The organism is Sulfurimonas sp., assembly GCF_028713515.1.
Lineage (GTDB): Bacteria > Campylobacterota > Campylobacteria > Campylobacterales > Sulfurimonadaceae > Sulfurimonas.
Window position 1 is genome coordinate 151,801 of sequence record NZ_JAQTOD010000004.1, and the last position, 22,561, is coordinate 174,361.

Annotated in this window: 23 protein-coding genes; 13 read left to right on the plus strand and 10 right to left on the minus strand. The window is 35.5% G+C overall.

Translation table 11 applies throughout. The annotated features are described in order from the left end of the window. The first annotated feature begins 51 nt into the window (after positions 1 to 51). The 12 genes from PHV22_RS09320 (at position 52) to PHV22_RS09375 (ending at position 12,469) form a co-directional block, all read left to right on the plus strand. Positions 52 to 1,527, plus strand: coding sequence for an inorganic phosphate transporter (locus PHV22_RS09320; RefSeq protein ID WP_295020548.1), 1,476 nt, complete (start codon positions 52 to 54; stop codon positions 1,525 to 1,527). 162 nt (positions 1,528 to 1,689) lie between these two features. After that, complete coding sequence (greA, locus tag PHV22_RS09325) at positions 1,690 to 2,187, plus strand: transcription elongation factor GreA (RefSeq protein WP_299947305.1); 498 nt, start codon at positions 1,690 to 1,692, stop codon at positions 2,185 to 2,187. After that, positions 2,174 to 3,178: an N-acetyl-gamma-glutamyl-phosphate reductase gene (argC, locus tag PHV22_RS09330; protein ID WP_295020551.1), complete on the plus strand. Its 1,005-nt coding sequence runs from the start codon at positions 2,174 to 2,176 to the stop codon at positions 3,176 to 3,178. Before greA ends, argC begins: the two co-directional genes overlap by 14 nt. Further along, entirely contained in the window at positions 3,168 to 3,905 is a 738-nt protein-coding gene (locus PHV22_RS09335) for a metallophosphoesterase (RefSeq protein WP_295020553.1), read from the plus strand. Before argC ends, PHV22_RS09335 begins: the two co-directional genes overlap by 11 nt. A 3-nt stretch (positions 3,906 to 3,908) precedes the next feature. Continuing rightward, complete coding sequence (locus PHV22_RS09340; RefSeq protein ID WP_295020555.1) at positions 3,909 to 4,850, plus strand: chemotaxis protein; 942 nt, start codon at positions 3,909 to 3,911, stop codon at positions 4,848 to 4,850. A 10-nt stretch (positions 4,851 to 4,860) separates the two neighbouring features. Beyond that, entirely contained in the window at positions 4,861 to 7,257 is a 2,397-nt protein-coding gene (locus PHV22_RS09345) for a chemotaxis protein CheW (protein ID WP_295020557.1), read from the plus strand. A 1-nt stretch (position 7,258) separates the two neighbouring features. Next, the gene (locus tag PHV22_RS09350; protein WP_295020559.1) at positions 7,259 to 7,753 is read left to right on the plus strand and encodes a chemotaxis protein CheW; all 495 of its coding nucleotides are present in this window, start codon (positions 7,259 to 7,261) and stop codon (positions 7,751 to 7,753) included. 11 nt (positions 7,754 to 7,764) lie between these two features. Beyond that, entirely contained in the window at positions 7,765 to 8,883 is a 1,119-nt protein-coding gene (locus tag PHV22_RS09355; RefSeq protein WP_295020561.1) for an MlaE family lipid ABC transporter permease subunit, read from the plus strand. Next, on the plus strand, positions 8,883 to 9,626 hold the full coding sequence (locus tag PHV22_RS09360; protein WP_295020563.1) for an ABC transporter ATP-binding protein: 744 nt from the start codon (positions 8,883 to 8,885) through the stop codon (positions 9,624 to 9,626). The genes PHV22_RS09355 and PHV22_RS09360 overlap by 1 nt, the downstream gene beginning before the upstream one ends. Next, positions 9,623 to 10,588 (plus strand): MlaD family protein, encoded by a 966-nt coding sequence (locus PHV22_RS09365; protein ID WP_295020565.1) that lies wholly within the window; start codon positions 9,623 to 9,625, stop codon positions 10,586 to 10,588. The genes PHV22_RS09360 and PHV22_RS09365 overlap by 4 nt, the downstream gene beginning before the upstream one ends. A 1-nt stretch (position 10,589) precedes the next feature. Beyond that, positions 10,590 to 11,186, plus strand: a complete 597-nt coding sequence (locus PHV22_RS09370) for an ABC-type transport auxiliary lipoprotein family protein (RefSeq protein ID WP_295020567.1) — start codon at positions 10,590 to 10,592, stop codon at positions 11,184 to 11,186. Next, a complete protein-coding gene (locus PHV22_RS09375; RefSeq protein ID WP_295020569.1) occupies positions 11,183 to 12,469 on the plus strand; it encodes an aminopeptidase P N-terminal domain-containing protein in 1,287 nt (428 codons plus the stop codon). The genes PHV22_RS09370 and PHV22_RS09375 overlap by 4 nt, the downstream gene beginning before the upstream one ends. Before the next feature lie 80 nt (positions 12,470 to 12,549). Here PHV22_RS09375 and PHV22_RS09380 read toward each other — a convergent pair whose 3' ends face one another. From PHV22_RS09380 to napA, 10 genes are read right to left on the minus strand one after another with little or no spacing between them, the layout of a single operon-like run. Next, positions 12,550 to 12,975 (minus strand): hypothetical protein, encoded by a 426-nt coding sequence (locus tag PHV22_RS09380; protein WP_295020571.1) that lies wholly within the window; start codon positions 12,973 to 12,975, stop codon positions 12,550 to 12,552. Positions 12,976 to 12,980: 5 nt separating this feature from the next. Continuing rightward, positions 12,981 to 13,271 (minus strand): hypothetical protein, encoded by a 291-nt coding sequence (locus PHV22_RS09385; RefSeq protein ID WP_295020573.1) that lies wholly within the window; start codon positions 13,269 to 13,271, stop codon positions 12,981 to 12,983. Between the two features lie 2 nt (positions 13,272 to 13,273). Further along, positions 13,274 to 13,663: a chaperone NapD gene (locus PHV22_RS09390; RefSeq protein WP_295020574.1), complete on the minus strand. Its 390-nt coding sequence runs from the start codon at positions 13,661 to 13,663 to the stop codon at positions 13,274 to 13,276. 38 nt (positions 13,664 to 13,701) lie between these two features. Further along, positions 13,702 to 14,145 carry a PAS domain-containing protein gene (locus PHV22_RS09395; RefSeq protein WP_295020576.1) on the minus strand — a complete coding sequence of 148 codons (444 nt, stop codon included), beginning with the start codon at positions 14,143 to 14,145 and terminating at the stop codon, positions 13,702 to 13,704. Between the two features lie 13 nt (positions 14,146 to 14,158). Further along, positions 14,159 to 15,109: a WD40 repeat domain-containing protein gene (locus PHV22_RS09400; RefSeq protein WP_295020578.1), complete on the minus strand. Its 951-nt coding sequence runs from the start codon at positions 15,107 to 15,109 to the stop codon at positions 14,159 to 14,161. Beyond that, on the minus strand, positions 15,102 to 15,593 hold the full coding sequence (locus PHV22_RS09405) for a ferredoxin-type protein NapF (RefSeq protein WP_295020580.1): 492 nt from the start codon (positions 15,591 to 15,593) through the stop codon (positions 15,102 to 15,104). Before PHV22_RS09405 ends, PHV22_RS09400 begins: the two co-directional genes overlap by 8 nt. Continuing rightward, on the minus strand, positions 15,593 to 16,300 hold the full coding sequence (locus tag PHV22_RS09410; protein ID WP_295020582.1) for a nitrate reductase cytochrome c-type subunit: 708 nt from the start codon (positions 16,298 to 16,300) through the stop codon (positions 15,593 to 15,595). Before PHV22_RS09410 ends, PHV22_RS09405 begins: the two co-directional genes overlap by 1 nt. Further along, positions 16,284 to 17,129, minus strand: a complete 846-nt coding sequence (napH, locus tag PHV22_RS09415) for a quinol dehydrogenase ferredoxin subunit NapH (RefSeq protein WP_295020584.1) — start codon at positions 17,127 to 17,129, stop codon at positions 16,284 to 16,286. The genes PHV22_RS09410 and napH overlap by 17 nt, the downstream gene beginning before the upstream one ends. Continuing rightward, positions 17,129 to 17,920, minus strand: a complete 792-nt coding sequence (napG, locus tag PHV22_RS09420) for a ferredoxin-type protein NapG (RefSeq protein ID WP_295020586.1) — start codon at positions 17,918 to 17,920, stop codon at positions 17,129 to 17,131. Before napG ends, napH begins: the two co-directional genes overlap by 1 nt. 54 nt (positions 17,921 to 17,974) lie before the next feature. Beyond that, positions 17,975 to 20,797 carry a nitrate reductase catalytic subunit NapA gene (gene napA, locus PHV22_RS09425; protein WP_295020588.1) on the minus strand — a complete coding sequence of 941 codons (2,823 nt, stop codon included), beginning with the start codon at positions 20,795 to 20,797 and terminating at the stop codon, positions 17,975 to 17,977. A gap of 737 nt (positions 20,798 to 21,534) precedes the next feature. On the opposite strand from napA, the gene PHV22_RS09430 reads away from it, so the two are divergent. Continuing rightward, positions 21,535 to 22,422, plus strand: a complete 888-nt coding sequence (locus tag PHV22_RS09430; protein WP_299947323.1) for a DMT family transporter — start codon at positions 21,535 to 21,537, stop codon at positions 22,420 to 22,422. Positions 22,423 to 22,561: the final 139 nt, after the last annotated feature.

Genomic DNA, 22,561 nt, shown 5'->3' on the forward strand with positions numbered 1-22,561 from the left:
TTTACCATTAACTAGCAATTCTACTAAATATTAAAATATCAGGATGATTATATGTCAGTACTTTGGGAAGCGTTAAATAATGTTAATGCTATTACAATTGGTTTATTACTTTTATCGCTAGGCATTGCTCTCTTTTATGAGATGATTAATGGTTTTCATGATACAGCAAATGCAGTTGCTATGATTATTTATACAAACTCAATGAAGGCAGAACACTCTGTAATTATGTCTGGTATTATGAATTTCTTTGGTGTTATGATGGGCGGTATTGGTGTCGCTTATGTTATTGTACACTTGTTACCTCTTGATATTATGGTTGCATCAAATCAAAGTGCAACGCTAGTTATGATCTATTCATTACTGATTTCTGCAGTAATATGGAATTTTGGTACTTGGTTTTTTGGCTTGCCAGTTTCCAGCTCACACTCGCTTATAGGGTCTATTATTGGAGTAAGTGCTACATTTGGTGTTATGCATGGTTTTGACTTGTCACAAAGCGTAAACTGGAAAGTTGTCTATGGCATATTGACTGTATTGGCTCTTTCTCCTATTTTAGGCTTTGGTTTTGCATTTTTTATCATGAAGGGAACTAGAAAATTTATTCATAATCCAAAATTTTTTAAAACACCAGATAGCGAAACAAAAAGAAAGCGCCCTAATTTTTGGATGCGCATTGGAATCATTGCAACGGGTGCCGGTGTCAGTTTTGCTCATGGTTCAAATGATGGACAAAAAGGGATTGGTCTTATTATGATTATTCTTATCGGAATATTGCCTATGTATTATGCACTCAATATGGAATCTCATGAATATAAAATCAAGCAAACCAGAGATAGTGCTGCAAATTTAGCAAAATTTTATGCAGAGAATGATGGGGCTTTAACCAAACTTGTGGATGATAAACATCTTATCAGCGCGCTTAAAATAAAAAATACAATTTCGGAGTGTGATGTAAATCAAGTATACAACACAACCTCTCTGATTGCCACCAAGCTTAATGGTATAAAATCATATTCGGAACTTTCACCACAAGATAGATGGAGCATACATACAGCTATTTTATGTTCAGATAATTTTTTTGGTCAAGTGGAAAAAATAGCCGATAAAGATAAATCTGACTATATCTCAGGTCAACGAAAAAACTTGATAACCGCAACCGAATATGTGCCATACTGGGTAATTATGGCTGTCGCTTTTGCAATTAGTATTGGAACTATGATTGGTTATAAGAGAATCGTTATTACAATCGGTGAAAAAATTGGATCTCAGCCAATCAACTATATGCAGGGCACAGTCTCACAAGCAATGTCAATGGTGACTATTTTACTGGCAAACTTTGCTCATGCTCCCGTCAGCACAACACATATCGTCTCCAGTTCCGTTGCTGGATCAATGGTTGCGGAGCCTGAAGGTGGTGTGCAAAAAGGTATGGTTAAAATTATTTTGCTGTCATGGCTCTTTACCCTGCCAGTAACAGCAGTGCTTGGTTCTCTGATTTATATCTGTCTTAATTTTGTAATGTATTAAAGAATATCTCTTGTAAGTAGTTATAAGTCGGTTGCTTAAAGCTTTGTGTTGATAAAAACAGAAAAAAAAGATAAAATCTTAAAAACAAAGGATTCTATTTTTTGTGTCAGTTTTATTGATATTTATTAAAGAATTTGCGTAGATTAATACAAGAGAATATTTATGGAAAGAGTTGAGCCGATGACGCTGTTTGGGTATGAAAAACTCCAAGCAGAGGTTAAAAATTTAAAAGAAGTTAAGCGACCTAGAGTTGTAAAAGATATAGAAGAAGCACTAGAGCACGGGGATCTAAAAGAGAATGCTGAATATCATGCAGCAAAAGAGAACCAAAGGATTATCGACTCTAGGTTGGCTGAACTTGCTACATTTTTGGGGTGTGCTAAAATAGTTGATCCCTCAGAACTTGACCATGTAAAGGTTAGCTTTGGCTCGACAATCATAATGACTGATGTGAAAACAGATGAAGTTTTTAGTTATACGATAGTTGGCGGAAGTGAAAGCAATCCTGATAAGGGGCTTATATCTTTTGGTTCACCTTTAGCCAAGCAACTACTAGGCAAAGAAGAAGGTGATGAAGTTGTTATCGCTCTTCCAAATAGTAAAAAAACATTTGAAATAGATGAAGTCAAATATCAGGAGATAGTTTTTGAGTGCGATTAATGTTGGGATAATTGGAGCGAGCGGTTATACGGGACTAGAATTAATAAAAATAATTATTAAGCATCCAAAGTTTAATCTTGCTTATCTCTCAAACTCCGAGGGTGGATCAACTCTTGGTGAGTTACATCCATCTCTGAGTGGCGTTTATGAGTGTGATGTTGTAAAAACTGATGTGGATGAGTTGGCGAAAAAATGTGAGCTGGTATTTTTAGCGGTGCCTCATCAAACTGCTATGGCTTATGTAGAGCAACTTATGGAAAAAAGTCTTAAGGTTGTCGACCTTTCGGCTGACTATAGGCTGCCACAAGGGATTTATGAGGATTTTTACTGTCCACATGCAGATGCGCAAAATCTCTCGCATGCAGTTTATGGGCTTCCTGAGCTTTTCCGCAGTGAGTTAAAAAGTGCAAAACTTATAGCAAATCCTGGCTGTTTTCCAACTTCTGCAATTTTGGGTGTTTTACCTTTTATGGGTAAAAGAGTTGATGGTAGCCCGATTATTGTTGATGCAAAAACCGGCGTTAGTGGAGCTGGAAAAAAACTTAGCGACAATACTCACTTTGTAAATGTTAATGATAATCTTTTCGCATACAATCCACTAACTCACAGACACGCGCCAGAGATAGCACAAAAGCTCGGTGTGAATTTTGATGAGGTTAATTTTGTTCCGCATCTAGTACCCATAACTCGTGGTATGATAAGCTCGATTTACATACAAATTGAGGGAGATTTTGACGCTTTTACTGTTTTGAGTGAGTTTTACAAAGATGAAAAATTTGTAAGAGTGCGTAAAAATCCAGTTGATATGAAGAGCGTGGCGGGAACTAATTTTTGTGATATTTTTGTAAAGAGAAATAAAAATGTACTCTTTATCTCAAGCGCAATTGACAATCTTATGAGAGGCGCCTCTTCTGCTGCTGTTGTAAATGCAAACCTGATGATGGGACTTAGCGAAGATTTAGGGATTCCAGATATAGCTTATGTCCCATAATATAGAGATAAAAGAGGGCGCATTTATAGTTGCAGATGTGCACTATTCGCAAAGACGGCCAGAGTTTTTGGAATTCTTAAAAGAGATTCATTCAAAAAAACTTCAGCCCTCTCAGCTAATCCTTATGGGCGATATCTTTGATGCGCTCTTTGGTGGAGTCTCTTATACGAAAAAAGCAAATCATGAAGCCATAAAACTCCTAAATGAAATATCTTTAAATATAGAAATTATATATTTGGAAGGAAACCATGATTTTAGACTTAAAAATATATTTAAAAATGTAAAAGTTTTTACCATCTCAAAACAACCACTTGAAGTTAATTATAAAAACAAAAAAGTTCTTTTAGCTCATGGTGATATAGAGAGTCCGCTGGGATATAGAATTTACACTTGGGTTATTAGAAATCCTGTCGTGCTATTTATTCTCTCGTTTATAGATTGGATGTTTGGACACTTAATTTTAAAAAAGTTAAATAGTTATCTTAATAAAAAAGAGGATTGTAGAGAATTTTTGAATTTAGAAGAGTTTATGATGAAAAGATTGGTAGATAAATATAGCTGCGACTACTTTATAGAGGGACATTTTCATCAAAATAAAACAATAAAATTTAAAAAGTTTAACTATACAAATTTAGCTGCTTTTGCTTGCAATCAAAGATACTTTATTGTAAAATCATCGCAAGAACTAGAGCTAATAGAAGTGATTTTTTCTCAAAAAGGGGTTTAGTATATGGATGTAGATAGTTCACTGAAAATTGGCTCAAACGAGATGGAACTTGTTGATTTTCGTATTTTTAAACAAGAAGATGATGGGATATATGAGGGTATTTACGGCATAAATGTCTCAAAAGTTCATGAAATTATAAAATATCCAGTTCTTACTGAACTGCCTGGAACCCCAGATTTTATAGAGGGTATTTTTGATTTAAGAGATGTTGTTATCCCTGTTGTAAGTTTGGCAAAATGGATGGGCATAAAAGAGCCAGAGAGCGTAAAAAATGATTTAAGAATTATTATTGCAGAGTTCAACAATGTTCTTATAGGTTTTGTAGTCCATGAAGCAAGAAGGATAAGAAGAATCAACTGGGGAGATATTGAACCAGTATCTTATATGAACAGCAATGGTGCGGCAGATGGAAGTAAAATAACCGGAATAACTAGAATCGAGGGGGATAGCGTTCTTCTTATTTTAGATCTAGAGAGCGTTGTCCAAGATCTTGGACTTTATGAACCAGACACGCAAAGCGCTCCTGCTTTAATAGATGAGCTTAGTGGACTGGCTCTTGTGCTAGATGATAGTTCGACTGCTAGAAGAATTGTAAAAGAAGCTCTTGTGAAAATGGGATTTGAAGTTATAGAAGCAATGGATGGCAAAGAGGGATTGGAAAAGCTAGAAGAGCTGTATAGCGTGTATGGTAAAGAGATAACAAATAAATTAAAAATAATTATATCGGATGTTGAAATGCCAAGAATGGACGGTTTTCACTTCTCATCAAATGTTAAAGAGGACGCTAGGTTTAAAAGTATCCCAATTATATTTAACTCCTCAATAAGTGATCATTTTAGTGAAAACAGAGGGTTAGATGCTGGTGGCGAGGCGTATATGGTTAAGTTTCAGGCGAGTATATTTTACGATGAAGTGTCACGAGTAGTTCGTGCACATATGAAATAGGAGTATAAAAATGGATGAATTTCAGGAAATATTACAAGACTTTTTAGTTGAATCTTTCGAGCTAATAGAGCAGCTAGATCAGGATTTAGTAGAGCTAGAAAGTAGACCAGAAGATTTAGAGCTATTAAATGGAATTTTTCGTGTAGCACACACAGTTAAGGGAGCTTCTTCATTTTTAAATTTTGATATTTTAACCCATCTGACTCATCATATGGAGGATGTTTTAAATAAGGCTAGACATGGAGAGTTGCTAATCACGCCATCAATTATGGATGTAATCTTGGAGTCGATTGACCTTATGAAGGCACTCTTGCATATTATCCGTGATACTAGTGCGGATGCTGGAATAGATGTCTCGGAGTGTGTCAAAAAACTAGATAAAGTAAGTTCTGGAGAGATTGCTGATGAGCCTGTTCAAGCACAAGTTCATGTAAAAGAGGTGGTAGAGGTTATAGCTCCTTCAAAAGAGCCAGAGTCAGAACTCGACTACGAAAATATGGATGATAATGATATTGAGGCAGAGATAGAGAGACTTCTAAAAAACAGACAAGCAGAAGATAAAGCAAAAAGGGACTCAAAGATTGCAGCTGGTGAGAGTGTTGTCTCACTTGACTCAGATGAAGATAATGAAGAGTCTGGCGACTTCCATGTACCAGTAGTTGTGGCACCAGTACATGTCCCACCAGTACAAACTACACCAACTCCAAGAGTCTCAAGGGCGGACGATGAGAGTATGAAAGCAGCAGCTCCAGCTAAAAAAGAGGCAGTTGTAGACCAAACAATCCGTGTTGATGTTCGAAGGCTTGACCACTTAATGAATCTGATTGGTGAGCTGGTTCTTGCTAAAAATCGTTTAATAAAAATAAATGATGATGTTGAAGAGAGATATGAGGGTGAAGAGTTTTTAGAAGAGCTTAATCAGGTAGTTTCCATTGTTTCTCTTGTTACAACCGACTTGCAGATTGCGGTTATGAAAACAAGAATGTTGCCAATCGGTAAAGTGTTTAACAAATTTCCAAGAATGATTAGAGATTTAAGTCGTGAACTTAATAAAAAAATAGAGCTAGAGATCTACGGTGAGGATACTGAGCTTGACAAATCAATCGTTGAAGAGATTGGAGATCCTCTTGTTCATATTATCAGAAATTCATGTGACCATGGTATCGAGATTCCATCGATTCGTCTTGAGCAGGGTAAGCCTGAGACAGGAACTATAAAGTTAAAAGCTTATAATGAAGGTAACCAGATTGTTATCCAGATAGATGATGACGGAAAAGGTCTTGATACTGATATGCTAAAAAATAAGTCTTTAGAGAAGGGTCTTATAACAGAAAAAGAGGCCGATCAGATGAGCGAAAAAGAGGCGTTCGCGCTCATCTTTAAGCCAGGTTTTTCGACGGCTGCGGCAGTTACAAATGTCTCTGGTCGTGGTGTTGGTATGGATGTTGTAAAAACTAATATTGAAAAAGTAAAAGGGATTATAGATATAGATAGTGAGCTTGGTGTTGGAACATCAATGAAGCTAAAGATTCCACTAACTCTTGCAATTATTCAAGCGTTGTTGGTTGGCGTTCAAGAGGAGCATTATGCTATTCCACTTGCGTCAGTCCTTGAGACAGTCAGAATCTCTAAAGATGAAATTTATACAGTTGAGGGTCGCTCTGTTATGAGACTCCGCCATGATGTTTTATCTTTAGTTCATATCGGTGATATTTTTGAAGTTGAGAGAATCCTAGATTCGAGCGAGCACGCCTATGTTGTTGTTCTTGGTCTTGGAACAAACAAACTAGGCCTTATAGTTGATACTCTTGTTGGACAAGAAGAGATAGTTATAAAATCACTGGGTGACTTTTTACAAGGCATCGAAGGCGTGGCTGGAGCTACTATCCGTGGTGATGGAGGGGTTACTCTTATTGTTGATGTACTTGCACTTATGGACATAGCAAAACATGTAAAAACAAAAGCAATACCGGAGGGTTCTTCAGCTTCTGCTCAGACATCATTAGAAAAAAGCAAAGCTAGTGATTATAAGGTTATGATAGTTGATGACTCTAAGACAGACAGAACCATTATGAGAAAAGCGTTAGAACCACTTGGAATCACACTTATTGAAGCTGGTGATGGGCAAGAAGCATTAAACATTTTAAAACAGGGTGACCATAATTTTGATGCGATGTTGGTTGATATAGAGATGCCTAGAATGGACGGCTATACACTTGCCACTGAGATTAAAAAATACAATCGTTACAAAAACCTACCTCTTATCGCCGTCACATCTCGTACGGGTAAATCAGATAGGATGCGCGGAGTTGAATCAGGTATGGTTGAGTATATAACTAAGCCATACTCTGCTGATTATCTCTCAAGTGTTGTCCAAAGAAATATTAATTTTAAGTCGGAGTTTTAAAATGAGCGATAAATTAAAACAGATTATCAACAAACAACAAGAGGCACAAAACAACTCTTTGATTAAAGCCGAGGAAGTTGTTCAGCTGGTTGGATTTATTATAGGGGATGAAGAGTACGCGGTGCCTATCTTGTCGATTCAAGAGATTATAAAACCTTTTCCTTGGACAAGAGTTCCTCAGGTTCCAAAACATGTAGTTGGTGTTTTTAATATGCGCGGAGCCGTTATACCACTTATAGATCTTCGTCTTAAATTTGGCATAAGCGCTAAGAAACAGAGTGACGAAACTAGATTTATTGTAATGAGAGATGGTGATGAGGTCGCTGGATTTATTATCGACAGATTGACTATGGCAATCAGAATAAAGAAGAGTAATATTGGGCCAGCACCAGAGAGTATGCATGGAGAAGATACCATGATAGATGGCGTTGGTAAGCAAGAGGATAGGTTGATATCTATACTAAAAGTTAAAAAACTTCTTGCGAGAGATTTTTAATACCATCAAATATGAGTGATTCCTCACTAGATATTAAAATTATACAAAATAGACTCTCCCTGATATTCAAAGGAGAGCTCACTCTTTTAAATATAGCAGACTACAGCAAGCAAGTAGATGTAATCTCACTTAATCAACAGCAGAGCGTTTACATAGATTTCAGAGAACTTAACTTTTTAGATAGTGCTGGGGCTGTTTTTATACGCAGTTTTATGAAAAAACTAAGTTCTAGGAGTATTGCGGTGGAAACTCTGTGTCAAAATCGAGATATTTTGGCAATGTTGGAGCTTGTGAGCTCTCAAGAGAATTCATCAATCACCACAAATAAAAACAAAATTACTTTGTTGGAAAAAATAGGTAAAGTAACACTAAACAACTATTATGGTTTTATCTCTTTTATGCATTTTATTGGGGAGCTTTTTGTAAATAAGTTTCACTATCTTCTTACTCCAAAAAATATCAGATACAAAGAGATAGCCTTTGAAATCAATGAGAGTGGCGTAAAAGCATTTTGGATTGTATCACTTACCAGTTTTCTTATAGGATTGGTTTTAGCTTATCAATCTGCTTACCAGTTAAAAATTTATGGTGCAAATATATTCATTGTAGATATGCTTGGCCTATCTATTCTTAGAGAGTTGGCTCCTGTAATAACTGCTATAGTTGTAGCAGGTAGAAGCGGCTCTGCTTTTACAGCACAAATTGGGGCTATGAAAATCACTCAAGAACTTGATGCTATGAGAACTATGGGTTTTAATCCATATAGATTTTTGGTTGTTCCTCGCATTTTAGCTTTAATGATTTCGTTACCAATACTAATTTTTGTAGCAGATATGATGGCACTGCTTGGTGGCATGATTATTGCAAATATAGATTTGGGAATATCCACTGATCTTTTTTTAGATAGATTCAGTAGCGTAATAGCTGTAAAACATTTTTTTATAGGAATTATTAAAGGTCCATTTTTTGCATTTTTGATAGCTTCTATTGGAATATACAGAGGGTTAATGGTTAAGGATGATACTCAAAGCTTAGGGTTTAACACAACAAAGAGTGTTGTTGAAGCGATTTTTGCTGTTATTGTTTGTGATGCAATTTTCTCAATAGCATTTACAAGTTTGAAGATATAATGAAAAATATTATAAAAGTTAGAGACCTAAAGACACTTTTTGGGGATAAGATGATTCATGATGGTCTGAATCTAACCGTAAAAGAGGGTGAGATTTATGGACTCCTAGGTCCTAGCGGATGTGGCAAGACAACACTCCTTAGGGAGATGGTAATGTTGCAAAAAAGCCTTAGTGGCAGCATAGAAGTTTTGGGGTATGAGTTAAATAGTATAAGATACGCCGAAGCACAGGAACTTAGAAAGAAATTTGGAGTTCTATTTCAATTTGGAGCTCTTTTTTCATCTCTGACGATAAGAGAAAATATCGCTTTACCATTGGTAGAATTTACTAATTTATCTAGAGGAATGATAGGGGAGATTGTTGATTTTAAGATAAATATAGTTGGTCTCGAAGTTGGTGACGCAGATCTTTACCCATCGCAAATAAGTGGAGGTATGAAGAAAAAAGCAGCACTAGCTCGCTCTCTTGCAATGGATCCAAAACTTCTATTTTTAGACGAGCCAACAAGCGGACTAGATCCAATATCCGCGAGAGAGTTTGACTCCCTTATCCTAAAACTAAGAGATCTGCTTGGATTAACTATTATGATGGTTTCTCATGATTTAACATCCATGTATGATACGCTTGATTCGGTTGCAATAATTGATAATAAAAAGATAATATATGAGGGAACTTTGAATAACGCAATAAAAATAGATAATGAGTTTATAAGAACTTTTTTTAGAAAAGGTGAATCAATATGAACAACAAAGTGAATTATGGTTTGGTTGGATTTTTGGTACTTATTGGCATATCGCTGATGTTAGGCTTTGGATATTGGCTTCTTAAGCCTGCTAAAGAGGCTGAAGTACAAAAATACAGCATATACTTCAGTGAGTCAATATTGGGGTTAAACATAGATGCTCCAGTAAAATATAGAGGGATTAGTGTTGGAAAAGTTGTGAAACTGAGCATAAATGAAAAAAATGCTGAGCAGGTTGAGGTTTTGGTTGAAGTGCTAAAGAGTGCTCCTATAAACTCCTTAACGTTAGCACAACTAACCTCTCAGGGGATAACTGGACTTAGTTATGTAAACTTGATAGTTGAAAAAGGCATAGACGCAAAGGCTTTGGAGACAAAAAATGACGAGAAATACCCAGTTATAAAGTCTGTCCCATCGCTTCTTGTAAAGCTAGAGAGTACATTTAGTGAAGTTGCTATAAATTTAGCAAAGACACTAGAGAAGACACAAGAACTTCTTGGTAAAGAGAACCAACATGACATATCTCAACTGCTAAAAAATAGTGTTGTTCTTGTTGATAAAATGAATAGAGTTCTTGATGATAAAACAATAGATGATTTTCATAAAACAATGCAAACGCTAGATAGCACGACAAAACAGATAGAAATTATGGTACCAAAAGTTACAAAACTAGTTGAGAAAAGTGGTAAGTGGGAAGATGATATCGCAGTTACATTTAGCTCTATTATGAAGAGCTATCTTGGCATTAAAGCCACTATGGATAACTTTAGGGATTCGCTAGATAGAGGTGATTTTAATATGAAAGATATAAGCAATAATATTTTTCCTACCATGAACTCTACGATGATAGAGATGCAAGAGCTTATGATAAGAATGAATGAGGCTATAGAGAAGTATGAGCGAAATCCACGCGATATGTTGTTTAAGCAAGAGAGAGTAAAAAAAGCACCAGGAGAAAACTGATATGAAACAAATTTTAATTGCTATAAGTCTGCTATTTTTGTCTGGATGCACAATGACGAAGCCATACATTACTGAGTATAAAATCTCAACGAAAGAGGTACAGATCAAACATGATGTCGGCGGATGCAGAGATAAAACTATGAAAATTGCGCAAGCGTTTAGCGAAAAATCTCTTATGTCTTCGATGATGGATTACACGCAATCGGGTAATAAAGTTTTCTCATATACAGAGTCACAGTGGCAAGAGACACCAAATCACGCTATTACCGCTTATATGTATAATGAAATTAAAGAGAGTGCCATTTTCAAGAGCGTTTTGAATTCAAGATCTGTTAGTAAAAGTGATATGATTTTGGAGATAACTATAGAAGAGTTTATGCAACACTACTCTTTTGATATGAAAGAGTTATATTCGAGTGTTGTTGTATCATTGGCGGTTGTTGATGCAAAAACAAATAGTATAGTAGCTACAAAGACATTTAAATCAAAAGTAGATTCAAAAAAATTAAATGCAGACGGTGGAGTAGAAGCACTTAGCTCTGCCTTAGCAGATATATCAGAGAAAAGCATTGAGTGGCTTAGTGGTGTTTGCAAATGATAATAGAGAGCGAATATAAAAAACGAAGAGATACTTTAGCAAAAGACTTTTTAAAAAACTCAGTTGTGGTTATATTTAGCTCTGAGCCTGCAACTCGTTCTCATGACACACACCATCCATATAGACAAGATAGTAATTTTTACTACCTAAGCGGTTTTAAAGAGGACAACTCTGCACTTATGTTTATAAAAACAAAAAATAGCCTAAAAACAGCCCTTTTTGTGCATAAAAAAGATAAAACGCTAGAACTATGGAACGGAAAAAGATTGGGTGTTAAAAAGGCAAAAAAAAGGTTTCTTGTAGATGAAGTTTATGAAATAGATAAGTTTAATGATGTCTTTAAGACCTCAATCAAAGGTAAAAAAAACATCTATTTTGAGATAAACTCAAAGAAAAGCGCTACAGAGAAGATTTTAAAAAGCACAAAGATATTTAAAGAAAAATTTGACATCATCCCACATGTACAAAAAATGAGACTTATAAAATCAGCTTCCGAGATAGAGCTTATGAGAGAGTCAATTTCAATCACAGCAAAAGCGCATCATACGGCTATGAGCATGAATAAAGAGGGTAAATATGAGTATCAACTTCAAGCAGAGATAGAGTATGAGTTTAGACACAATGCGGCCTATAGTGACGCATATACCTCAATAGTTGCATCTGGAAACAATGCAAATACTCTTCACTATATAGAAAATAGCAAACTTTTAGTTGATGGAGAGCTTATCCTAATAGACGCAGGGTGTGAGCATAACTACTATGCAAGTGATATAACAAGAACAATTCCAGTAAATGGCAGATTTAGTGAGTCTCAAAAAGAGCTATATAGCTTGGTTTTGGATACTCAACTAAAAGTTATCAGTATGATAAAGCCATCTATTATGCGAAGCGAACTTCAAAAAGTAGCAGAGGAGTTGTTAACTGAAGGGATGATAAAGCTTGGTATTTTAAAAGGTAGCGCAATAAAGGCTATAAAAGAAAAAAAGCATAAAAAGTATTATCCACATGGAATAGGGCATTGGATAGGGATAGATGTACACGACCCAGCACCATATAAAGATGAGAAAGATAGAGAGATACCGCTTTGTGAGGGTATGGTTTTAACCATTGAACCGGGATTGTATATTGACAAGAACGATAAAAGTGCTCCTGAAAGATTTAGAGGGGTGGGCATTAGAATAGAAGATGATATTTTAGTAACAAAAGATGGATATGAAAATTTATCTGCTTCTATTGCCAAGACTATAGAGGAGATAGAAGCAGAAAGTTTTCACAAAAAATAACAAATTAGATCAAATTAATCTAAATTTATTATCTTAATCTATATAGCAATAAAGTCTATACTTGTATAAATTTTTTTATGTTAGTTATAGCTATAGCTCCAGCCAGTTAGGCTTTTTACTTTTGCTTCATCAAAAGCATCAGAATCTGCTAAAAAATCCATAACCAACATTGGAATATTTGGGATAACCATCATATCATCTTCTTTTACTAGTAGGAGTGGCATTGGATTGTTTTTTGAGTCTATAGAGAATCCGACAGGCATTATTTGGCTCATTATTTCAATAGGGTTTCTTATCTTATTTTCATTTAAGAATTTATCAAAAATAGCCTTTTGTATATCTTTGGGTATATCATCAGATGTATTTAAAAAAAATGTAAAGTGAATCGGCGCTTCTTTGAAATAATCAGGTGATGGAGCTGCCATGATTATGTACTCAACACCATTTAGATGCTCTTGTATCTCATCTATGGTTAAGTATCTTGCTGAAGTGGATGTTTTTTGCATAAAAATTATCCCTTTATTAGTGGCTCGCCACTCTCTTCTTCTAGCTCTCTTTGGAGTTTTGACATCTCAAATCTTATGGTATCCATAACGAACGGAGGGACATTGTCTGCTTTACTCCATCTTACTTCATTTATTACGCCATCATACTTTATGCCTAGTTCTTCAATTTTTGTTGAGTACTCAGATAAGTCCTTACATATCTCAACGGCATCATCACTAATATCTTTTAGCTCTATAAACCAATCTTCATAGCTTCCGTCTACCATTTTTATAGTTGATTCAAAAACTCCGCTCATTGTTATCTCTCTGTTTTATCAAATTTTTTTGTAAATGTTGAGAGATCATCTTTTTTCTTTAAATCTCCGTTGTATTGTATGTTTCTAATATCAATATCATCATCATTTAGCATTCTTGGAACGGCGTCGCCATTGGCAATAACTTCCATATGAGCGTTTAGCTCATCTTCGCTGTACGCCATCTGCATATCAGCAGCTATAACATGAGAAATCCCCTCGATGACTCTAAGTTTCTCTAGCTCTTCTGAGACGCTCTCGCCTTCAATAGTTACGATGATTCTACCTTTGGCATCGTGAAGATGATAGTCGCACACCTCACAATCTTTAAGATTTTGCACAACTTCATCTAAAAATTTTGGTAGTGTTTGAACCACTATGCTTGATATATTCATTTTTTCCTCTTTGTTGCAAATTTAATTTTTTGTTGAATCTATTCGTATGAAACTATTCTTGTTTTTTCACCATTTTGATGGCGTATGCTATCGTAAAGTTTCTGATGTTCTAATTTTTCACTATAGCTAATTGGGGTTCTAAGTGATATGTATTCCACTAACTCACCATCCTTATAAACCCCAGAAATTATTGCTTTTACCCAATAAAAACCTCCGTCTTTTCTGATATTTTTAACAACACCGCTCCACTGTTCTTTGTTTTTAATCTTTCCCCACAACTCTTTAAAAATACTCTTTGGCATATCTGGGTGTCTGACGATATTATGATGTTTTCCTAAAAGCTCTTCTGGTGCATATCCGCTGATTTGAGAAAATATCTCATTTACATATGTAATGTTTCCCTCAAGATCGGTTCTGGAGATGATGATTTCACCTTGAGGCACTTCTGTTTCAACTAAAAATTCACTTTTGCTATAGTCCATCTTATGCTCCTTTTTATTTTATTTTATAAAGATTTACTATCTTATTATTACTTGAGGTTAAAAACTCTTTTTCGCTAATAAATATAATATTTGATATTGTAGTATTGTTTCCGCCAAATATTCCGATTTGCATCTTTGTTGCTGTATTAAAAATAGCCACATTGTTATTTTCGTCACACGAATAACCAGCTAAGTGCCCTTTTGGTGATAATCCTACGCTATAAACTAAAAACTGAGACTCTAGGCTATATGCAGAGTTTGGTATCTGTGTGTATATGCCTATTTTTCTATCTTGTCCCGCTGTTATTACTAAACCATTTTTATAATCAATTTGAAAAATATTATCTAAGTTTTGCCCACCTAAAGTTTTTATCTTTTTTCCATTTTTTGTATCATAAATATGAATGTCACCACCCTCATCAGCAACAACCGTTTGTGTTCCAGTTTCATTTAGGCGAAAGTCTGAAAATCTACCACCACTAACTTGAACACGGTAGTTTTGCTTGGCCTTGGCTATATCATAAGAGATAAGCTCGTTACTAAGAAGTGCTAGTAATATAGTGTTTTGATCTAAATATTTTGCCTTAATGATACTTAATTTTTTTCTAGAATCAATTATTGTATTTTTTTGACTATTTTTATAGATATTGACCCTACTAAATCCTTTTTCATCTTGAGAGAGAACCATGATGTCATCACCGATTTTATCTACAGAAAAAACTTTTGAATCAACGATGTCACCTTTAAAATCTTTAATTTTATCAACTTTTATCTTTTTGACTATTTTTTTTGTTTTATAATCAAATATATCAACAACTCCAGTATCTGTTGCGGCATATACTCTATTGTCTTTGTATATTAGATCAATTACGCCACCACTTGCTATGAAGCTTGACATTGGCTTATTTGTATTTTGAGAAAAAAGTGAAGTTATAAGAACCAATAGAAGCAAAATTTTATTCATGAGCCAGTACCTTTATCTCTATTGCGTCTGTTGGACACCTACCTATACAAAAACCACAAGAAGTGCATTTGTCATTTATCTCAGGCTTAAACATCGCCTTAAAATCTATGGCATTATCTAAGCAGGGATCTTTGCATGAGAAACACATAGTCTGGTTCCAACTAAGACATTTTGTTTTGTTGATTGTAATTCTAGAATTTATAACTCTTTTATTCTCAAGTTTTAAAACACCATATTCACAAGCATTGGCGCACTCGTCGCAATAGGTACAACCACCATTTAAAAAACTTAAATAGGGAGTTTTATCACTTGCTATTTTAATGATATCTTCTTCACAAACAGTGGCACATTTAGCGTCGCACTTGCTACACTCATTGAGAAAAAGAGATTCATCGCTGTTGTATGGTGGTCTGAGTAGATTTTCTTGCTTTGTCTTGCCAATAATTTTAAAGGCAAGAGAGCTAAATAGCTCTCTTCTTTGCATTAGTGATGTTCACTTCCGCCGCCAGCAGCAGAGTTTTTGTTTGCTATATCTTTTTCTGTTATAAAGCTATCTCCACCGATTACCGTATCTAGTGAATCTGTTAGAGTTGAGCCTTTCCAGTTAGATCTTGAAGCACCATCTTTTGATGTATACACAGCTTCAAATGTATTCTCTACAACTAAGTTACCTTGAGATTGTGGAGCATGACACTGAGTACAGTTAAATCTTGCATTTTGAAGCTCTTCACCTTTTTTGATTGAAACTTCATTTTTGTAGTTGTTTACTGGAATAAACACTTCCCCATCTTTAAGTTCAGCTCTTGGTCTAAAATCTGTAAAGTGTGACACAGGAATTGGTGTAGCACCAACGCTATCAGCTACTTCAGGTAAGTGACAACTCACACATCTGTTGTCGTTACTTTTGATGGGTAGCATACCAATCGTATCGTGAGGAATCATAGGAGGTGCATCTTGAAATGCTCTTCTGATTTTTGTACTTGTTGTAGCTTGAGCTGTTCCATATTCAGTTTTTACAGCTATTGTGCTATCTTCTGTGTATATGTCAGTCTTTCTTAAACCCAAAGACTCTTCGGTTACAGTTTTTGTAGCTACATTTGCCTCTGATGATTTAAGTCCATCAGTGCCACAGCCAACCATTAGTAGCGCCCCAGCAACTAAACTAATCGTTATTTTATTTATTGCTCTCATTTTTTTCTCCCGTTTTTTTATTTTTTGCTAGACCTCGTATTGAAAAACCAAGAGCGTCATCATCACAAACCTCTATACATCTAGCACAATTTGTGCATTCGCCAGAGAGAACAGGAATGCTCTCCTTGCCAATCATATATAGAACTTGTTGTTCAGGACAAACTACTTTGCATTTCATACATAAAGTACAATTCTCTTCGTTATGATGTACTCGTATTAAACTTAACTTTCCAACTATAGAATAAAAGCCACCAAGTGGGCATATATGTCCACACCACCCATTTTTTAAAACAAATAGGTCTAAAAGAAAAATGATGAGCATCGCTGCCCATCCAAAACCCAAACCAAACACAATACCTCTATGAAGCATAGAGATTGGTGATATAAATTCAAAAGCAGTGATACCCATAGCGAACGATAGTACCAAGCTTAGCGCTAAAACCCAATATCTCATGTTTCTTGATGCTGGTTGTTTTTTTGAGATCGCATCAACTCCCAGTTTTCTTCTAAGGAGTGCTGCTGCGTCCGTAACTATATTTATAGGACAAACCCAACTACAAAAAGAGCGACCACCAATCAAAAGGTAAAATAGAGTGACAATAAAAGCGCCCACAAGCAAGTCAGTTGCCAAAATGGCTCCCGCTGCTACCATTTGTAAAAGAGCATAAGGATCACTTAGTGGAACAATGCCCAAAAATAGTGATGAGCTAAGATTACCCATCAGAAGAGTCCAACCCCAAGCATTTGCTCCAAAGTATAAAAACAGAACTCCAAACTGAGTTGTTCTTCTTAAAATAAGGTATCGGTAGCTATTCCATAACTTCGTCATTAGTATAAATCCCCCGAACCACTATTTAAAGAGTCAACAGCACTCTTCTCGCTAATCTTAGTTTCTGACTTTATCTCTTTAGCATCTTCGAGACGCTTCTCATCATTTTTATCCCAACCCTTGATGTAGTGACTGCCAACTCTACCCATTGCAACTTCATTTGGAAGTACAAAGATAGCAGGTTTTTCAGTTACACAAGCTTTTTCACAAAGTCCACAACCGATACAAGCATCTGCATGAACAACTGGTGTTAAAAACGCATGTTTACCAGTTCTTTCGTTTCTATTATACTCTATAGTTATTGCTTTTCCTAAAATCGGACAAGCTCTATAGCAGGCATCACACTGAATTCCCCAAAACGCTATACAGCTCTCTTTATCAACAATTGCAAGACCCATGTCTGCTTTATAGATATCAAGAACTCCATTTGTTGTAACACTAGATTCACTTAATGCCCCAGTAGGACATACTGGAACACATGGAATATCTGGACACATATAACAAGGTATATCTCTAGGAATAAAATATGGAGTTCCTAGAGGTTTGTGATCACCTGGTTTGGCAAGCAATAGTGTATTGTAAGGACAAGCTTCAACACAAAGCCCGCATTTAATACATGTTTTTAAAAAATTACTCTCTTTTATGGCCCCTGGCGGACGAAGGATAAGCCCAGACGCTGTAACTTCACTTACATACGCACTCCAAACAAAACCTCCAAGTGCTGTTATTCCAGCACCTCTTGCCATATTTAAGATAAATTTTCTTCTATCACTTGTTGCTTTATTTTCCATTTTAGTGGGTGCGCTTCGCACTAGGCAAAGCCACTTATCCTTTATTTATAGTTGTTATGCTTTGTAAATTTTTACAGCACATTTTTTAAAGTCTGTCTGTTTTGACATTGGACAAGTTGCATCTAAACAAACTTTGTTGATAAATACATTTTCGTCAAACCAAGGAACAAACACTAAGCCTCTTGGAGGTCTGTTTCTACCACGAGTCTCAACTCTAGCTTTAACTTTACCACGGCGAGATTCAACCCAGCATAAACCACCCTGTTTAAGATCTTTTTTCTTAGCATCTTCGGGGTGCATATAACACAATGCTTCAGGTACTGCACGGAAAAGTTCAGGCACACGCATAGTCATAGTTCCTGAGTGCCAGTGCTCTAAAACACGACCAGTACATAACCATGTATCGTAGTGTGCATCTGGCATTTCTGGTGGATCCATGTATGGACGAGCAAAGATTTTAGCTTTATTTTCAAGTGATTTTTCTTTAGTATCTTTGTCTACGCCATGTAAATTACCGCTTTTTAGTGATTTAGCGATTTTTCCATAGAATGCGTGAGTATCATTTGTACCTTTAGCTGCTTTTGCTGCATATGGGTCATACTTAGTATTAAATCTCCAAGAAGTCTCTTTTCCATCAACAACAGGCCACTTAAGACCACGAACTTTATGGTACATATCAAATGGTGCAAGGTCATGACCATGTCCGCGAGTAAATGACGCGTACTCTTCAAAAAGATATTTTTGAATAAAGAAACCATACCCTTTAAATACTTTTCCATCACTTCCAATAACATTTCTGCTATCACCGCTAGCTTCAGTATTGTCATATCCTCTTTGGATAGGGTCATTTTGATCAACTTTATAAGATTTAGCAATTTTGTTAGCAAATAGAATCTCAAACATTGTAGTGTTTTCGTTATAGCCCATAGCTTTTGCTTTTTCAATCATACTTGGAAGAGCGTCTTTTCTTGGACCAGATGGTGCATATCCGCCCCATACATCTTTAACCGTAAATCTTTTTGAAAGCTCAACCCACTGCCATGAATCACTCATAGCATCTCCAACTGGAAGAACTTGTTGTCTCCAATGTTGTGTGCGGCGCTCAGCATTTCCATAAGCTCCCCATTTCTCATAAATCATGGCAGAAGGTAAGATAAGGTCAGAAACTTTAGCTGATATACCAGGATATCCATCAGAAGTAACGATAAAGTTATCCATCTCTCTAGCTGCTTTAATCCAGTGATGAGCACTTGCAGAATCTTGATAAGGATTACAAACATTTACCCATGCAAATTTGATTAATCCATCTTCAATATCACGGTGAATTTTCATAATATGTTGAACACCTACAGGATTGATTGTTCCTTCTGGAACCATCCATTTGTTCTCAGTAGTTTTTCTATGTGCAGGATTTTCTATCATCATGTCGGCTGGAAGTCTATGAGTAAATGTACCAACTTCACGAGCAGTACCGCAAGCTGATGGTTGACCAGTTAGAGAAAATGCTCCAGAACCAGGAACAGCTTGTTTATTAAGCATAAAGTGAACATTATAAGAGAGTGTGTTTACCCATGAACCGCGTGTATGTTGGTTCATACCCATTGTCCAGAAAGATACAACTTTTCTACCTTTTTCAATGTAGAGGTTAGCTAATGTTTGAAGTTTTACTTTGAAATCTTCCATACTTTCATCAGGGTTACCTTTTACAATAGCTGCTGTATACTCAAGAGTGTATGGCTCTAATGATTTTTTATAATCTTCAAAAGAGATTTCCCAGTGACCAAGTGTTCCAGGAATATTTGTCATTGTATCGCCAGCTTTGTAACCATATGGCTCTAATGCAGGACCCTCTTTTTTAGAAACTACTTTCTTCATCTCTTTGCTGACAGTTTCCATCTCAAGAGCTGTGTATTTTCCATCTTTTACTGATTTTTCATCACTTCTTCTCATTCCATAGCCAATATTTACGGGACCAGCTGCGAAAATCATATGTTTTTTAACAAAATTCCAATCAATGATTTTCTCTGCATCATCTCTCATTACAATCTCTCTTGCAATGTAGTTCCATAAAGCCCCGTCAGTGTTTGGCGAGAAGATAATCTCAATATCAGCTAAATCAGAAGTTCTGTGAGTATAAGTTTGGATAGATATAACTTTTACTCTATCTGGCTTAGATAGTTTTCTGTCAGTTACACGAGTCCATAAAATAGGGTGCATCTCTGCCATATTTGAACCCCAAGATACGATTGTGTCGGTTAGTTCAATATCATCGTAGCAACCAGAAGGCTCATCAACACCAAAAGTCTGGTAAAAACCAACAACGGCAGATGCCATACAATGTCTTGCATTTGGATCAAAAGCGTTTGAACGGAATCCAGCTTTCATCATCTTTTGTGCTGCATAACCTTCCATGATAGTGTATTGCCCAGAAGCAAAAACTCCAACAGCCTCAGGTCCGCCATGTTTTAGTGCTTTTTTGATGTTAACTTCCATCTCATCAAAAGCTCTGCTCCAAGAAACAGGAGTAAACTTACCTTTTTTGTCAAATTTGCCATCAGCGCCAACTCTAAGTAGTGGTTGAGTCAATCTATCTGCACCGTACATAATCTTAGCATTAAAGTAACCCTTAATACAGTTAAGACCACGGTTTACTGGTGCTGCAGGGTCTCCCTTAACAGCAACAATTTTACCATTTTTTGTTGCCATCATAATTCCACAACCTGTACCACAGAAACGACAAGCTGCCTTATCCCATCTCCAATCTCCTTCAGCTTTAGCTGCTGCTGCTTCAAGCTCAGCTGGTACGCTCATACCGATAGCTGCCGCTGCAGATGCTGCTGCTGAACTTTTAAGAAATTCTCTTCTTGAAAGTGACATTTTTTCTCCTAGTTGATAATTTTAAAATAGAATTAAAAATTAAATCTATTTCATTTTTTTTATTAATGTGTCCATTAACGGCTAAATATTATCACTTTAAGCTTTAAATTTCTTTAGTAAACATTAGTTTTTAAAGTTAAGTTATACTTTATTTTAAAAAATTGTAGATATAAGTAACACTTAGAATTTTCATCATTGTTTGGTATGGTTACTCAGTTTTTATTTATAAACCGTAATTATCATTCCTTGCATAAATATTTGTAATTATGATGATTACAAATAAATTTTATTCTCTTATATAGTATTTTATAATTTATTAAATACGATAAAATATTATATGTAAAACCATTTAAAATGGCTATTTAAGGCGAATTTATTATAAATATTTTTTTATTATTATTATCTTTTTTGTATCTGTTATTTTAGGTTGAATACATAATTTTTTAATTCAATCCGATTGCTAATAATCTATTTTCTAAAATAAAATAATTTTATAAAATTTGTACTACTAAAAATAAGAATTTATTTTAGTAAAATATTAAGTTTTACTTGATTTTTTATATGGTTTATGTATCTTTCTTTGGTGTGAAATGGCTAAAAATAGCCTTTAACTTAATTATAGCTTTGTCTGTATCTTTGTAAAAGATTCTAAAAAATCAGACAAACAAATATCTATAAAAACATCTATCATCACAAAATAGTTTGTATAATTAGTTTAAAAATAGAGAGTTAAATAAATGAACAACAGAGAAAATCAAATGCGTTATTTTATACTTATGATAGTTGCTATGCTTTTTTGGGGAACTTCATGGACGGCTGGAAAAGTTGCAGCGGCGCATTCTCATGCTGAAGTTGCGGCTTTTTGGCGGTATGGCATCTCATTTATGGCTCTTTTGCCTGTTGTTTGGTATCTTAAAACTCCACTTAAATCAGATAAAATAGGGTATATTTATATGCTTATCGCTGGGCTTTTGACCTCGCTTTTTAACTATCTCTTTTTTGCAGGACTGGCTCACGGTGCAGCTGGATATGGTGGAACTATGGTTACCTCTCTCGCGCCAATATTTACATATTTGATGTCTATTACCATTTTAGGCACTAAAGTGACAAGCAGACAAGTTATAGCGCTTTTTATTGGTGTTTTTGGAGCGCTGATTTTGCTACGCATACCATTTGAAGGTTTTGCATTTTTAAATGTAGAGAGCTCATACTTTTTAGGATGCGCTGCTGTTTGGGCACTAGTTACTATCTTTTCTCAAAAGGCCTCATCCCGAACAAATCCTATGTTTTACTCGCTTGTAGTTTTTGGCATAACAGGCTTTACAAATATGATATTCGCACTCCCATACCATCCATTTGATTTTGGCTCTTATGACGCTATTTTTTGGGAAAATATCACCTTTATAGGCGTAATCCCAGGGGCTTTTGCCACCACGCTTTACTTTATCTCAGCCGCAAAGATAGGAGCACACAAAACGGGCGTTTTTATGTTTATAGTTCCCATCGGCGCTATCGCTTCAAGTTGGTTTGTTTACGGTGAAAACCTAGCGGTCTCAACGCTTATAGGGTGTCTACTTGCCTTTGTAGCGGTTGTACTTTTTAATATGAAGAAGAGTAAAAAGTAAGTAAAATTCAAATATCTTCTATTGTTCTTAATATCTTGAATGAAAATGTGTACGAAATCAACAAACATATAAATAACATTTTACTCTCTCTTTGGCATAGTAAAGTATGTCGATTTGTCATATTTTTAAATAAATTTTA

Coding starts and splice junctions, on each gene's coding strand:
- PHV22_RS09320 (WP_295020548.1), top strand. CDS start 52: ATGTCAGTACTTTGGGAAGCGTTAAATAATGTTAATGCTATTACAATT.
- greA (WP_299947305.1), top strand. CDS start 1,690: ATGGAAAGAGTTGAGCCGATGACGCTGTTTGGGTATGAAAAACTCCAA.
- PHV22_RS09335 (WP_295020553.1), top strand. CDS start 3,168: ATGTCCCATAATATAGAGATAAAAGAGGGCGCATTTATAGTTGCAGAT.
- PHV22_RS09340 (WP_295020555.1), top strand. CDS start 3,909: ATGGATGTAGATAGTTCACTGAAAATTGGCTCAAACGAGATGGAACTT.
- PHV22_RS09345 (WP_295020557.1), top strand. CDS start 4,861: ATGGATGAATTTCAGGAAATATTACAAGACTTTTTAGTTGAATCTTTC.
- PHV22_RS09350 (WP_295020559.1), top strand. CDS start 7,259: ATGAGCGATAAATTAAAACAGATTATCAACAAACAACAAGAGGCACAA.
- PHV22_RS09355 (WP_295020561.1), top strand. CDS start 7,765: ATGAGTGATTCCTCACTAGATATTAAAATTATACAAAATAGACTCTCC.
- PHV22_RS09360 (WP_295020563.1), top strand. CDS start 8,883: ATGAAAAATATTATAAAAGTTAGAGACCTAAAGACACTTTTTGGGGAT.
- PHV22_RS09365 (WP_295020565.1), top strand. CDS start 9,623: ATGAACAACAAAGTGAATTATGGTTTGGTTGGATTTTTGGTACTTATT.
- PHV22_RS09370 (WP_295020567.1), top strand. CDS start 10,590: ATGAAACAAATTTTAATTGCTATAAGTCTGCTATTTTTGTCTGGATGC.
- PHV22_RS09375 (WP_295020569.1), top strand. CDS start 11,183: ATGATAATAGAGAGCGAATATAAAAAACGAAGAGATACTTTAGCAAAA.
- PHV22_RS09380 (WP_295020571.1), bottom strand. CDS start 12,975: ATGCAAAAAACATCCACTTCAGCAAGATACTTAACCATAGATGAGATA.
- PHV22_RS09385 (WP_295020573.1), bottom strand. CDS start 13,271: ATGAGCGGAGTTTTTGAATCAACTATAAAAATGGTAGACGGAAGCTAT.
- PHV22_RS09390 (WP_295020574.1), bottom strand. CDS start 13,663: ATGAATATATCAAGCATAGTGGTTCAAACACTACCAAAATTTTTAGAT.
- PHV22_RS09395 (WP_295020576.1), bottom strand. CDS start 14,145: ATGGACTATAGCAAAAGTGAATTTTTAGTTGAAACAGAAGTGCCTCAA.
- PHV22_RS09400 (WP_295020578.1), bottom strand. CDS start 15,109: ATGAATAAAATTTTGCTTCTATTGGTTCTTATAACTTCACTTTTTTCT.
- PHV22_RS09405 (WP_295020580.1), bottom strand. CDS start 15,593: ATGCAAAGAAGAGAGCTATTTAGCTCTCTTGCCTTTAAAATTATTGGC.
- PHV22_RS09410 (WP_295020582.1), bottom strand. CDS start 16,300: ATGAGAGCAATAAATAAAATAACGATTAGTTTAGTTGCTGGGGCGCTA.
- napH (WP_295020584.1), bottom strand. CDS start 17,129: ATGACGAAGTTATGGAATAGCTACCGATACCTTATTTTAAGAAGAACA.
- napG (WP_295020586.1), bottom strand. CDS start 17,920: ATGGAAAATAAAGCAACAAGTGATAGAAGAAAATTTATCTTAAATATG.
- napA (WP_295020588.1), bottom strand. CDS start 20,797: ATGTCACTTTCAAGAAGAGAATTTCTTAAAAGTTCAGCAGCAGCATCT.
- PHV22_RS09430 (WP_299947323.1), top strand. CDS start 21,535: ATGAACAACAGAGAAAATCAAATGCGTTATTTTATACTTATGATAGTT.